Annotated in this window: 9 protein-coding genes and 1 pseudogene; 7 read left to right on the top strand and 3 right to left on the bottom strand. The window is 70.6% G+C overall.

Going from position 1 to position 12640, the window contains the following annotated elements; translation table 11 throughout:
- The 3 genes and pseudogenes from G6030_RS09635 to G6030_RS09625 form a co-directional block, all read left to right on the top strand.
- Positions 1-252, top strand: a pseudogene (locus tag G6030_RS09635) (hypothetical protein); the annotation flags it as partial.
- Positions 249-1202, top strand: coding sequence for a tRNA (adenosine(37)-N6)-dimethylallyltransferase MiaA (miaA, locus tag G6030_RS09630; RefSeq protein WP_182642988.1), 954 nt, complete (start codon positions 249-251; stop codon positions 1200-1202). The pseudogene G6030_RS09635 and the gene miaA, both read left to right, overlap by 4 nt.
- Entirely contained in the window at positions 1199-1945 is a 747-nt protein-coding gene (locus G6030_RS09625; RefSeq protein WP_182642987.1) for an IclR family transcriptional regulator, read from the top strand. Before miaA ends, G6030_RS09625 begins: the two co-directional genes overlap by 4 nt.
- 115 nt (positions 1946-2060) lie before the next feature.
- Here G6030_RS09625 and G6030_RS09620 read toward each other — a convergent pair whose 3' ends face one another.
- Entirely contained in the window at positions 2061-4241 is a 2181-nt protein-coding gene (locus G6030_RS09620; RefSeq protein WP_182642986.1) for a malate synthase G, read from the bottom strand.
- Positions 4242-4359: 118 nt separating this feature from the next.
- Between G6030_RS09620 and dapF the strand changes: the two genes are divergently transcribed.
- Both dapF and hflX read left to right on the top strand, forming a co-directional pair.
- On the top strand, positions 4360-5292 hold the full coding sequence (dapF, locus tag G6030_RS09615) for a diaminopimelate epimerase (protein ID WP_182642985.1): 933 nt from the start codon (positions 4360-4362) through the stop codon (positions 5290-5292).
- 14 nt (positions 5293-5306) lie between these two features.
- Positions 5307-6758: a GTPase HflX gene (gene hflX / locus G6030_RS09610; protein WP_061915556.1), complete on the top strand. Its 1452-nt coding sequence runs from the start codon at positions 5307-5309 to the stop codon at positions 6756-6758.
- Between the two features lie 72 nt (positions 6759-6830).
- On the opposite strand, the gene lexA is transcribed toward hflX, so the two are convergent.
- Positions 6831-7499, bottom strand: coding sequence for a transcriptional repressor LexA (gene lexA, locus G6030_RS09605; RefSeq protein ID WP_061915590.1), 669 nt, complete (start codon positions 7497-7499; stop codon positions 6831-6833).
- Positions 7500-7727: 228 nt separating this feature from the next.
- On the opposite strand from lexA, the gene G6030_RS09600 reads away from it, so the two are divergent.
- Entirely contained in the window at positions 7728-8177 is a 450-nt protein-coding gene (locus G6030_RS09600; protein ID WP_182642983.1) for a hypothetical protein, read from the top strand.
- Positions 8178-8288: 111 nt separating this feature from the next.
- Positions 8289-8744 (top strand): transcriptional regulator NrdR, encoded by a 456-nt coding sequence (nrdR, locus tag G6030_RS09595; protein ID WP_007626979.1) that lies wholly within the window; start codon positions 8289-8291, stop codon positions 8742-8744.
- A 32-nt stretch (positions 8745-8776) separates the two neighbouring features.
- Here the strand turns inward: nrdR and hrpA are convergent.
- Positions 8777-12640 (bottom strand): ATP-dependent RNA helicase HrpA (hrpA, locus tag G6030_RS09590; protein WP_241724278.1); only part of this gene is annotated, 3864 nt, incomplete at its 5' end.

Below are 12640 nucleotides of genomic sequence, written 5' to 3'. Positions count from 1 at the left end.
CCCGCCTCCCTCGCGCCGCGCGCCCCCGTCCCCGAGGACACGCGCGGCGTCGACCTGGACGCCCGGCTCGGCCGGTGGCTCCGAGACCCCGGCGGGCTCCCCGACCCCGGGGCTGACGTCGCCGAGGAGATCGGGTGGTGGAGCCGTGCCGCGTGGCTCGTCCTCGCCGACCTCGTGGACGGGCGCGCCGCGCGAGAACGGCTGTCCTGGGCGCCGTTCGGCGTCGGCTACCACTGCGGGTGGTGGTCATGACCGGCCCGGCCCCCGTCGCCGTGATCGGGCCCACGGGCACCGGCAAATCGGAGCTCGCGCTGGATCTGGCCAAACGCCTCGGCGGCGAAGTCGTCAACTGCGACGCGATGCAGCAGTACCGCGGCATGGACATCGGCACCGCCAAGCTCAGGCCCGAGGAGCGTCGCGGCATCCCGCATCACCGACTCGACGTCCTCGATGTCACCGACACCGCGAGCGTCGCCGACTTCCGCGATGAGGCCGAGCGGGAGATCGCCGAGATCCGTGACCGCGGGCACGTGCCGATCCTGTGCGGTGGGTCGATGATGTACATCCAGGCGCTCGTGGACGGGTGGAGCATCCCCGACACCGATCCGGAGGTGCGTGCTCGCTACGAGCGGCGGCTGGAGGAGATCGGCGTCCGCGCCCTGCACGACGAACTCGCACGGGTCGACCCCGAGGCGGCGCGGACCATCCTGCCCACCGACCCGCGGCGCACCGTCCGCGCACTGGAGGTCGTCGAGCTCACGGGGCGGCCGTTCTCCGCGTCCCGACCGACCATCGGCGAGCCGCGATTCGGCACCCGTCTGATCGGCCTGCGGTGCGCGCTGCCCGAGCTTGACGACCGGCTGGCCGCCCGGACCTCGACGATGTTCGCCGACGGGCTCGTCGAGGAGGTGCGGGGCCTCGTCGGAGTCGGGCTCCTCGAGGGCGTCACGGCCCGCCGGGCGATCGGCTACGCCCAGGTCCTCGACGAGATGGACGACGCCCTGCGCATCGACGACGACGGGCTGGCCCGTGCGGAGGAGCGGACGGTCATCGGCACCCGCCGCTACGTCCGCCGTCAACGGTCCTGGTTCGGCCGCGACCACCGGATCCGGTGGATAGACACCGACACCCGCGACCGGGCCGACGACGCCCCGCGCCCGCTGGACGCGGCGCTGCGGATCCTGGGGGAGGGATCCCGATGACCGCGCCCGGCGGCGGGCGGTCCCGCGTCCAGTCCGTCGACCGCGCGTTCTCGCTGCTCGACGCCCTGTCCCGCCGCGGGGGGCGCGCCAGCCTCGGTGAACTGGTCGCCGACACCGGTCTGGCCGCCGCGACCGTCCACCGGCTCTGCGGCACCCTCGCCGAGAGCGGACACCTCCGCCGTGACGCCGGCCGCGGCTACCTCCTCGGCCCCCGCCTCCAACGGATCGGGGACGCGGCCGAGCGCGCGACCGTCTCGTGGGCGGAGCCCGTGCTGCGGGCCGTCGTCGAGGGCACCGGGGAGACCGCCAACCTCGCCGTCCGAGAGGGCGACGGTGTAGTCTACCTCGCCCAGGTGCCCTCGCCCCACTCGATGCGGATGTTCACGGAGGTGGGGCGGCGCGTCGAGGTCCACTGCACGGCGGTGGGCAAGGCCCTCGTGGCGGGCGATGACGACGCCGAGATCCGCGCCATGCTGGAACGGGCCGGCATGCGCCGCTACACCGACTCGACCCTCGTCGAGGTCGGTGCGCTGATCGAGCAGATCCACGAGGTCCGACGCCGGGGCTTCGCCACCGACGAGTCCGAGCAGGAGGAAGGGGTGCGGTGCGTGGCCATCGCCGTGGGCACCGGCGACGCCGCGTTCGCGATCTCCGCCTCCGGGCCCGAGGCGCGGTTCACCCGCGACCGCAGGGACGCCGCCGTCGACGTCCTGAGGGCCGCGGTGGAGGGGCTCCTCGGCTGACCGACCGTGCGGCGTGGCGCCGTCCTGATAGCGGAAATCCGCTACTTCCGGCCCGGATTCGCTACCTGTACAGGGGTAGCGGATGCGGAGGGGGAGTAGCGGATTCCCGCAGGGGTCAGAGCCCGTTGGCGGCCTTGAACTCGCGGCGACGGCGGTGCAGGATCGGCTCGGTGTAGCCCGACGGCTGCGTGGTGCCCTCGAGAATCAGCTCGCGGGCCGCCTGCCAAGCGATCGAGGACTCGACGTCCGGCGCCATGTTCCGGTAGGCGTCGTCGCCCGCGTTCTGCTTGTCGACGACCTCGGCCATACGGCGCAGCGAATCCTCCACGAACTCGGCCGTGACGATGCCGTGGCGGATCCAGTTGGCCAACAGCTGCGAGGAGATCCGCAGGGTGGCTCGGTCCTCCATGAGGTTCACGTCGTGGATGTCCGGCACCTTCGAGACGCCGATACCCTGCTCGACCCAGCGGACGACGTAACCGAGGATGGTCTGGCAGGAGTTGTCGACCTCCTCCTTCTTCTCCTCGTCCGACCAGTCGGTGTTCGGGGCGAGCGGCACCGTGAGGATGTCGTCAACGCTCGCGCGACGACCGCCGGCGAGGAGCTCCTCCTGGCGGGCCAGGACGTCGACGCGGTGGTAGTGGGTCGCGTGGAGGGTCGCACCGGTCGGCGACGGGACCCAGGCGGTGTTGGCGCCGGCCTGCGGCTGGCCGATCTTCTCGGCGAGCATCTCCGCCATGAGGTCGGTCTTCGCCCACATGCCCTTGCCGATCTGCGCGCGGCCCCGGAGACCACACGCCAGGCCGGTGTCGACGTTGAAGTCCTCGTAGGCGTTCATCCAGCGCGCGGACTTCATCTCGCCCTTGCGGATCATCGGCCCGGCTTCCATGGAGGTGTGGATCTCGTCGCCGGTGCGGTCGAGGAACCCGGTGTTGATGAACACGACACGCTCCGTGGCCTCCGCGATGCAGGCGGCGAGGTTCACCGACGTGCGGCGCTCCTCGTCCATGATGCCGACCTTGAGAGTGTTGGTCGGCAGGCCGAGGAGCTTCTCGACGCGGCCGAACAGCTCGGTGGTGAACGCGACCTCGTCGGGCCCGTGCTGCTTGGGCTTGACGATGTAGATCGACCCGCTGCGGCTGTTGCCGCGCTCGTTGCCCTCCGCGATCCCGTGCATGCCCGCCAGCGCGGTGATCAGCGCGTCGAGGATCCCCTCGGGGAGCTCGTTGCCCTCGGCGTCCAGGACCGCGGGGTTCGTCATGAGATGGCCGACGTTGCGGACGAACAGCATCGAGCGCCCGTGGAGGCGGACCTCCCCGGAGCCGTCCGGAGAGGTGTAGACGCGGTCGTCGTTGAGGACGCGGGTGAACGTCTTGCCGCCCTTGCTGATCTCCTCGGAGAGGTCACCCTTCATCAGGCCGAGCCAGTTGCGGTAGCCGAGCGTCTTGTCCTTGGCGTCGACAGCGGCGACGGAGTCCTCGAAGTCCATGATCGTCGTGACGGCGGACTCGAGGACCACGTCCTTGACGCCGGCCGCGTCCGTCGAGCCGATGGGGGAGTCCGGGTCGATCTGGATGTCGATGTGCAGGCCGTTGTTGCGCAGCAGCACCGAGGAGGGGCTGGCGGTGTCCCCGAGGTAGCCCACGAACTTCTCCGGGTCGGCCAGCCCGGTGGTCGCGCCGTCCGCGAGCGTGACCTGCAGCGTGCCGTCCACGACCGCGTACCCGGTGGTCCCCACGTGGGTGCCGGAAGCCAACGGCGCCGCGTCGTCGAGGAACTCACGTGCCCACTCGATCACCTTGTCCCCACGGACCTTGTTGTAGGAGTCGCCCTGCTCGGCACCGTCGGTCTCGGGGATGGCGTCGGTGCCGTAGAGGGCGTCGTAGAGCGAACCCCAGCGGGCGTTGCCGGCGTTGATGGCGAACCGCGCGTTGGTGACCGGCACGACGAGCTGCGGACCGGCGACGGTCGCGATCTCCGCGTCGACGTTCTCCGTGGTGACCGAGACCGACTCGGGCTCGGGCACGAGGTAACCGATCTCCCGGAGGAACTCCTTGTACGCCGCCTGGTCGATCGGTGCCGGGTTCTCGTGGTGCCACGCGTCGATCTTCGACTGCAGCTCGTCCCGCACGGCGAGCAGTTCGCGGTTCCGGGGGGCGAGGTCGGCGAAGATCTCGGAGGCACCGGCCCAGAACGCGTCGGGGTCGACCCCGGTGCCCGGGATCGCCTGGGTGTTGACGAAGTCGTAGAGGACCTCGTCGACCTGGATACCGCCGACGGTGATGCGTTCGGACATCGATGCTCTCCTCAGGTAGGGGATCGTTCTCCCGACCGACTCTAATGTCCTCGTCGTGGCGCTTCATCTGCCTTTTCCGCAGTGCGGAACGCCGGTCCGTCGCGAGTACGATCGCGACATGACTCCGGAGCACACCACGCCGACGGACGCCGACGGCATCGCCTTCCTCAAGGGCCACGGCACCCTCAACGATTTCGTGATCCTGCCCGATGACCACGCCGAGCTCGACCTCGACGAGGCGCTGGTCCGCTCGCTCTGCGATCGACGCGCCGGGATCGGTGCCGACGGGATCCTCCGGATCGCCACCGCTGGCGCCCTCGTCGATCGTGGGGTCCTCCCCGCGCTACCGGACGGGGTCGACCCCGCGGACTGGTTCATGGATTACCGCAACGCGGACGGATCGATCGCCGAGATGTGCGGCAACGGGGTCCGGGTGTTCGCCCACGCGCTGGTGGCCACGCACCGGGCCGACATCGGGACGATCGCCATCGGCACGCGTTCGGGGCCGCGGCCCGCGACGATCGTGTCCCACTCCGGCGACGACGCCGTGGTTCGGGTGGACATGGGGGAGCCGCGGCTGCTCGGACTCTCCTCGGCCGAACTCGGCGGACGCACCTTCGCGGGCGTGGCCGTCGACATGGGCAACCCCCACCTGGCCTGCGTCGTGCCCGGGCTGGACGCCGCGGCTCTGGCCGCCCTGCCGGTCGGCGACGCCCCGACCTTCGACCGCGACTTCTTCCCACACGGCGTCAACGTGGAGATCGCCACACCCCTGGCCGAGGGCCGGGTGACCATGCGTGTGCACGAGCGGGGAGCGGGGGAGACGATGTCATGCGGGACCGGCATCGTGGCGACGGCGGTCGCCGCGCTGGCCGACGCCGGACGCGGCACCGGAGACGTCGTCGTGTCGGTCCCGGGCGGGGAGGCCGAGGTCCACCTGACCGACGGGGGCTCGACTCTCACCGGCCCGTCCGCGCTCGTCGCCAGCGGCCGGTTCCACGGCGGGGCGTATCACACGCCCGCATACGCGACACACGCGGCCCCGATGTGAGATGATGCAGGGGAATGACTATTGATCACACGGCCGTCGAGCGGCCGACACGCGACCTCGATCCATCCATCGGCGAACTGCAGCTCGAGGAGAGATCCTCGCTGCGCCGGGTGGCGGGTCTGTCCACCGAACTCCAGGACGTCAACGACGCCGAGTACCGCCAGCTCCGACTGGAGCGGGTCGTACTGGTCGGCGTGTGGACCGAGGGGTCCGCAGCCCAGGCGGATGCCGCGATGGCGGAGCTCGCCCAGCTCGCCGAGACCGCGGGCTCCGAGGTCTGCGACGCTCTCATCCAGCGCCGCGACAAGCCGGACGCGGCGACCTTCATCGGCTCCGGGAAGGTGAGCGTTCTCAAGGACGTCATCGCCGCGACGGGTGCCGACACCGTCATCTGCGACGGTGAGCTCACCCCGGGTCAGCTCCTGGCGCTGGAGAAGGCGGTCAACGTCAAGGTCATCGACCGGACGGCGTTGATCCTCGACATCTTCGCCCAGCACGCGACCAGTCGCGAGGGCAAGGCGCAGGTCTCCCTCGCGCAGATGGAATACATGCTCCCCCGTCTCCGCGGGTGGGGCGAATCGCTCTCCCGCCAGGCGGGTGGCCGGGCCGGCAGTAACGGCGGCGTCGGTCTCCGTGGCCCCGGTGAGACGAAGATCGAGACCGACAGGCGCCGCATCCGCGAGCGGATGGCAAAGCTGCGTCGCGAGATCAAGGGCATGAAGCAGTCCCGCGACACCAAGCGCTACCGCAGGCGCGCCACGCCCGTTCCGTCGATCGCTATTGCCGGATACACCAACGCCGGCAAGTCGAGCCTGCTGAACCGGATCACCGGTGCCGGCGTCCTCGTGCAGAACGCGCTGTTCGCCACCCTCGATCCCACCACCCGCCGCGCCGACCTCCCCGACGGGCGATCGGTCGTGTTCACCGACACGGTCGGCTTCGTCCGACACCTGCCCACGCAGTTGGTCGAGGCGTTCCGATCCACGCTCGAGGAGGTGGTCGACTCCGAGTTGTTGCTCCACGTCGTGGACGGTTCGGACGCGTTCCCCCTTCGCCAGATCGAGGCGGTCCGCAAGGTGATCAACGAGGTGGTGGAGGAGCAGAACGCCGAACGCCCCCGCGAGTTGGTGGTCATCAACAAGATCGACGCGGCCGACCCGGTGGTGCTCACCGAGCTGCACCACGCACTGCCGGACGCGGTGTTCGTCTCGGCGGCCACGGGGCAGGGTGTCGACGAGCTGCTCGAACGGATCGTGCAGATCGTGGCCTCCGGTGACCGGGAGATGATTCTCGAGGTCCCGTACACCCGGGGTGACGTGGTCGCACGAGTCCACACGGAGGGCGCGGTCGTCGAGGAGGAGCACACCGACCGTGGTACTCGCCTGGTGGTCCGGCTGCCCGCCTCTGTGGCCGGTGAGCTCGGCGAATTCGTCTCGGACAGCAGTACGCGCGACGGGGCCGCCTGACCGGCCCCTGCGACGACGACGCCGCCTGACCCGATCGATCCCGGGCAGGCGGCGTTGTCGTCGAGGGCCGGTTCAGAGCTTGCGGAACACCGTGACGACCTTGCCCAGAATCGTGGCGTGCTCGCCCGGGATGGGACTGAAGGACGGGTTGTGGGGCAGGAGCCAGACCCCGGTGGAGTCCTTGCGGAAGGTCTTCACGGTCGCCTCACCGTCGATCATCGCGGCGACGATATCGCCGTTGTCCGCTACGTTCTGCCGCCGCACCACGACGTAGTCGCCGTCGCAGATCGCCGCGTCGATCATCGACTCACCGACCACTCTGAGCATGAACAGGTCCCCGGACCCGACGAGGTCGGTAGGGAGGGGGAAGACCTCCTCCACGGCCTGCTCGGCCAGGATGGGGCCACCCGCCGCGATCCGGCCGAGGACCGGGACGTAGACCGGCTCGACCGCTCCGCTCGGACGTCGGACCTCGCTGGTGGGCGACCGGCGACCCCGGGTCTTCTGCCCGGGCACCCCGTGGACATCGACAGCCCGCGGCTTGTGCGGATCCCGGGTCAGGAACCCCTTCTTCTCCAGGGTCCGCAGCTGGTGCGCTACCGACGACGTCGATTGCAGGCCCACCGCGTCCCCGATCTCGCGGATGCTCGGCGGATAGCCGCGCTCCTTGACCGTGTCGTGGATGTGCAGCAGCACACTCTTCTGGCGGTCTGTCAGTGAGTCGAAGTCGGGCTTCGGCATCTCGGGTCCCTTCGGCGAATGGATGTTCGACGTCGTCATCTGTGTACACCCTATCGCCCCCGAGCGGGGAGCGCCACACACATGTTCGAAGTTTTTCGTCGCGGGATGGTGACCGTGTCGGAGTCGCGTGATACAACTCTAGGCGTATCGGTATTCGAACAGACGTACACAGAAATCCATACGGATGTGCGAATCCGTTTCGCACACCGTATCGAGCAGGGAGTGGACATGACCATTCTGGAGATGCACTCGCACACCGACTCCACCGCGCGGTGGACGGAGATCTGCGCGGCAGAGCACCGCGCACCCGCACAAAGCGCGGACGGTGTCCGCCGGGATCCCGACCGGTCCGGTGAGCGTCAGGCCCGTGGGCGTACCGGGACCCGACCCGGCGCGCGGCCGGTGGGCCGTCGCGACTCCGCCTCGCCCAACCGCGGCGCCTCCGCCGACCGGGTCGCCACCCTCGCACCGGCGCCCTCCCGCACACCGGCTCCGCGGCGGATCGTCCAGGCCCGCCCGGTGGCGTCCGACAGTGTGCGCGCCTGCCGCGTCGAGTCGTCGGCTCCGACCCGTGTCGTCGATGACGTGCCCGCCTGGGCACTCCTGGCCTGCGGCATCGCCTTCGGGATACTCATGCTCCTGGCCGTGGCGTTCCTCGGCGGGCCCGCCTACGCGTGACCGGCGCACCTGCCTCCTAGAATGAGTCGGGGACGGTGGTCAATCGTCCCCGCGTCCCGTGGTCCACGTCCCGGGAGGCGTGAAGTCCGGTCGACGAAGGGCCACACGGGAATGTACTGCCCTACATGCCACAACGAGGACTCCCGGGTGATCGACTCACGATCGGTCGACGAGGGTCAGGCCATCCGGCGCCGCCGGGAGTGCCCGGAGTGCGGGCACCGGTTCACGACGCTCGAGACGCCACTGCTGACGGTCCTCAAACGCAACGGTGTCACCGAGGCCTTCAGTCGCGACAAGGTGGTCCGGGGAGTTCGCCGCGCCTGCCAAGGCCGGTCCATCGATGAGGACGCCCTGCGGCGCCTCGCCCAGCAGGTGGAGGACACCGTCCGCGCACGCGGCGCGTCCGAGGTGCCCGCCCACGAGATCGGTCTCGCGATCCTCGGCCCCCTCCAGGACCTCGACGAGGTGGGCTACCTACGCTTCGCCTCCGTCTACAAGCAGTTCAGCTCGGCCGACGACTTCGAACGCGAGATCATCGCACTCAGAGACCGCCGCGCGAGCCGCTGAGCCGCCGCGCGAACGTCTGACCCGCCGGGCGCTCAACGCCGGGCGCGGGGAGCGAGCGCGTTCGCGACCGCCTTGTCGATGCGCTCGGCCGACACCGGGCGGGCCGTGCCGAGGGACTGGGCGAACAACCCTACCCTGTATTCGGCCAGCAACCACCGCAGCTCGCGGGTCGCGCGCGCGCCGCCGGGCCGACGCCGCAGAGCCGCGCACGCCTCCTCGACGGTCTCCTCCGACCGCGCCAACCGGGCTGTCAGTTCCCGATGTCGGGCGGGGGACTTCTCCGCGAGGTCGAGTCGGACACCGACCGCCTTCACGTGCCGCTCCAGGTGCGGCAGCACGTCGACCGGATGACGCGCCAGGAAACCCTTACCCACCAGGAACTCCAGTGACGGTCTCACCGCCTCGGCGACCTCGGCCGGGGCCTCAGCCACACGCACGGACACCTCCTGCGCCGCGACCAAGGCGGGCACGACCGTCGAGATCGCCGATGCCACGGCCCCCGGTACCTCCGCCCTGGCGGCGTCCCGCAACTCCGCGAACTCCGCCACCGTCAACACCGGCACGCCCTTCCGTCGGGCGATGATCCGGCCACACGCGGCCAGGGCGGCGTCCGAGACCAGTGCCTCGACGCCCCCGTGCGGGTACTGGGTCAGGGCCAGTCGCTGCTCGACCGGGCGGCCTCGCAGGATCGAGGAGGCGGAGACGAGATCGGACGAAATGAGCGTGAGCACGGCCGACGCCTGCCTGGTCCGGCGTTCCTCCTCCGTCGCACACGCGACCCGGTGGATGCCGTCCGCATCGACGCGCAGGGCGGGGTAGACCGTCACCTCCACACCGTCCACCGTGCCGGTGACCGACGGGGCGAGATCTCCGATGGTGTCGGCACTCCACTGGCGGAACGGCCCGTCGTCGGGCACGAGCCGGGTGTTGAGGGTGTCGCGCACCCTGTCCCGCAGACGTGTCCGCAGCGCCGCGAGGTCCGTTCCCGACGCGACGACCTTCTCACCGTCGACCACCTCGAACCGCACCCGCAGGTGATCGGGGAGTTGCGTGGGGTCGAACTCACGGGGGTCGACCGTCGTCCCGATCCGCGCGGACAGCGCCTGTGCCAGGGCCACCGGCAGAGGAGCGGAGCGCGGGGTGACGTCCCGGGCGAGCAGGGCGGCGTATTCCGCGGGCGGCGAGCAGAGCCGCCGGAGGTACTTGGGAAGGGTGCGCAGCATCTCCGTGTAGAGCTCTTCGCGGAGACCGGGGACCAGCCACTCGAAACCGGCGGTGGTCACCGAGGACAGCTGGGGCAGCGGGATGCGAACGGTGATGCCGTCGGCGGCACCACCCGGGTCGAACTCGTAGCGCAGCTCGAATCGTCGGTCGCCCTGCTGCCAGAACGGCGGGAAGTCGCCCGCGTCCGGGGCGGCCTCCGAGGTGCGGATATCGGCGGGGGTCAGCCGGATCGAGTCCGGATCGCGGTGGCCGCGCTTCTTCCACCACGACTCGAGGTGACGGCCGGAGGTGATGTCGCCGGGGAGCCGCTCGAGGTAGAACGCCACCAGGGCCTCGTCGTCGATCACCAGGTCACGGCGACGGCTGCGGGTCTCCAACTCCCTGGCCTGAGCCACGGCCTCGGCGTTCTCACGGATGACCGGCACGCGCGTGTCGAGGCGGCCCTCGACGATCCCGTGGCGGACGAGCATCTCCCGCGCCAGGGGAGCGTCCACCCGGGACAGCAACACGCGGCGTGCCTCCACGACCGTCAGGCCCAGCAGAAGGACCTTCTCGTAGGCCATGGCGGCGCCTCGGGCGTCCGACCAGTGCGGCTCGGAGTACTGGGTACGGGTGAGGTGGCCCCCGAGCTGCTCGATCCACGCGGGGTCGATTCGCGCCACGTCGCGGGCCCACAGCCGTGAGGTCTCCACGAGCTCGGACGCCATGACCCATCGGGGTGGCTTACGGGCCAGGTCCGAGCCGGGAAAGATCTGGAAGCAGATGCCGCGGGTGCCCCGGAACTCGCGGGCGTCCTCGTCGCGCATGCCGACATTGGTGAGCAGGCCGGTGAGGATCGCCTTGTGCAGGTCGTCCTCGGAGGCCTGGCCGGAGGGCGGGTGCCAGCCGCGTTCGCGGCACATGCTCCGCAGCTGGGCGTTGAGGTCCTGCCACTCGCGGATGCGCAGCCAGTGCAGGTACTCCGCCTTGCACATCTTGCGGAACGCGCTGCCGGAGAGCTCGCGGCGCTGTTCGGTGAGGTAGCGCCACAGGTTGAGGTAGCCCAGGAAATCGGACGTCTTGTCGGTGAAGCGACGATGGAACTGGTCGGCCTTGTCCCGCTCCTCCGCGGGCCGCTCGCGGACGTCCTGCACGGTGAGGGCGGCGACCACCACGAGCACGTCTCCCAGCGCCCCGTTGCGGTGGCCCTCCACCACCATCCGGGCCAGTCGGGGGTCGAGGGGGAGCGCGGCCATGTCGCGGCCCACCTCGGTCAGGTGCGGGCGTTCGTCGTCGTCGACCGTCAACGCCCCCAGCTCGGTGAGCAGGGTCATGCCGTCGCGGACCGCCTTGCGGTCCGGCGGCTCGACGAACGGGAAGTCGTCGACGGGACCGAGATCGAGGTCCGCCATCGACAGGATCACCGAGGCGAGGTTGGTGCGCAGGATCTCGGGGTCGGTGAACTCCGGGCGTGCCTCGAAGTCCTCCTCCGAGTACAGGCGGATGCAGATGCCGTCGGCCACACGCCCGCAGCGCCCGGCCCGCTGCGCGGCGGAGGCCCGGGAGACCGGCTCGATCGGGAGCCGCTGGACCTTGGTGCGGGTGGAGTACCGCGAGATGCGGGCCAGGCCGGTGTCCACCACGTAGCGGATGCCGGGGACGGTCACCGAGGTCTCGGCGATGTTGGTCGACAGCACGACGCGTCGGGTGGAGTGGGCGCGGAAGGCGCGCTGCTGCTCGGCGGCGGTGAGGCGGGCGAACAGCGGGAAGATCTCCGTGCGCGGGAACTTCCGCCCTCGCAGCACCTCCTCGGCGTCCCGGATCTCGCGCTCGCCGGAGAGGAACACCAGGACGTCGCCGTCGTCCTCGCGCAGCAGTTCCGCGACGGCGTCGGCGAGTGCGTCGAGGGGGTCCAGGTCGATCACCCGGTCGCCGTGCTCGACCTGGAGCGGTCGGTACCGGATCTCCACGGGGTAGGTGCGTCCGGAGACCTCGATGACCGGGGCGGGGCTCCCGTCGGGCCCCGCGAAGTGGCGGGCGAAGCGCTCGGGGTCGATGGTCGCGGAGGTGATGACGAGCTTGAGGTCCGGGCGCCTCGGGAGGATCTGCTTGAGGTAGCCGAGGAGGAAGTCGATGTTGAGGCTGCGTTCGTGGGCCTCGTCGATGATGATCGTGTCGTAGGCGCGGAGCAGCCGGTCGCGGCGGATCTCCGCGAGCAGGACGCCGTCGGTCATGAGCTTGACCGAGGTGTCGGGTCCGGTGCGGTCGTCGAAGCGCACGGCGGAGCCGACGGGTCCGCCGATCTCCACGCCGAGTTCGTCCGCGATCCGCTCGGCCACGGACCGGGCGGCGAGGCGGCGCGGTTGGGTGTGGCCGATCATGCCGCGCACGCCGCGCCCGAGTTCGAGGCAGATCTTGGGGATCTGGGTGGTCTTGCCCGAGCCGGTCTCACCGGCGATCACGACCACCTGGTTCTCGCGGATGGCCTCCGCGATCTCGTCCTTCCGCGCGCTGACGGGGAGCTGTTCGGGGTACTCGGGGGCGGGGATCGCCTCGGCGCGCCGCCGGACGCGCTCGGCGGCCTCGTCGACGCGGCGGGTCAGGTCGTCGAGCTGGTCGGCGCGGGCCCGGCGGATCCGGGGGCGGAGCCGGTGTGCGTCGAGGGTGCCGACCTCGTCGAGCCGGACGAGCAG

The sequence above is a fragment of the Dietzia sp. E1 genome (assembly GCF_014145015.1).
In the GTDB taxonomy this organism is placed as follows: domain Bacteria; phylum Actinomycetota; class Actinomycetes; order Mycobacteriales; family Mycobacteriaceae; genus Dietzia; species Dietzia cinnamea_A.
This window is presented reverse-complemented; position numbering and strand designations above follow the sequence as displayed.

Excerpts from the sequence above, each read along its gene's own strand:
- miaA (WP_182642988.1), top strand. The coding sequence starts at position 249 with ATGACCGGCCCGGCCCCCGTCGCCGTGATCGGGCCCACGGGCACCGGC.
- G6030_RS09625 (WP_182642987.1), top strand. The coding sequence starts at position 1,199 with ATGACCGCGCCCGGCGGCGGGCGGTCCCGCGTCCAGTCCGTCGACCGC.
- G6030_RS09620 (WP_182642986.1), bottom strand. The coding sequence starts at position 4,241 with ATGTCCGAACGCATCACCGTCGGCGGTATCCAGGTCGACGAGGTCCTC.
- dapF (WP_182642985.1), top strand. The coding sequence starts at position 4,360 with ATGACTCCGGAGCACACCACGCCGACGGACGCCGACGGCATCGCCTTC.
- hflX (WP_061915556.1), top strand. The coding sequence starts at position 5,307 with ATGACTATTGATCACACGGCCGTCGAGCGGCCGACACGCGACCTCGAT.
- lexA (WP_061915590.1), bottom strand. The coding sequence starts at position 7,499 with ATGCCGAAGCCCGACTTCGACTCACTGACAGACCGCCAGAAGAGTGTG.
- G6030_RS09600 (WP_182642983.1), top strand. The coding sequence starts at position 7,728 with ATGACCATTCTGGAGATGCACTCGCACACCGACTCCACCGCGCGGTGG.
- nrdR (WP_007626979.1), top strand. The coding sequence starts at position 8,289 with ATGTACTGCCCTACATGCCACAACGAGGACTCCCGGGTGATCGACTCA.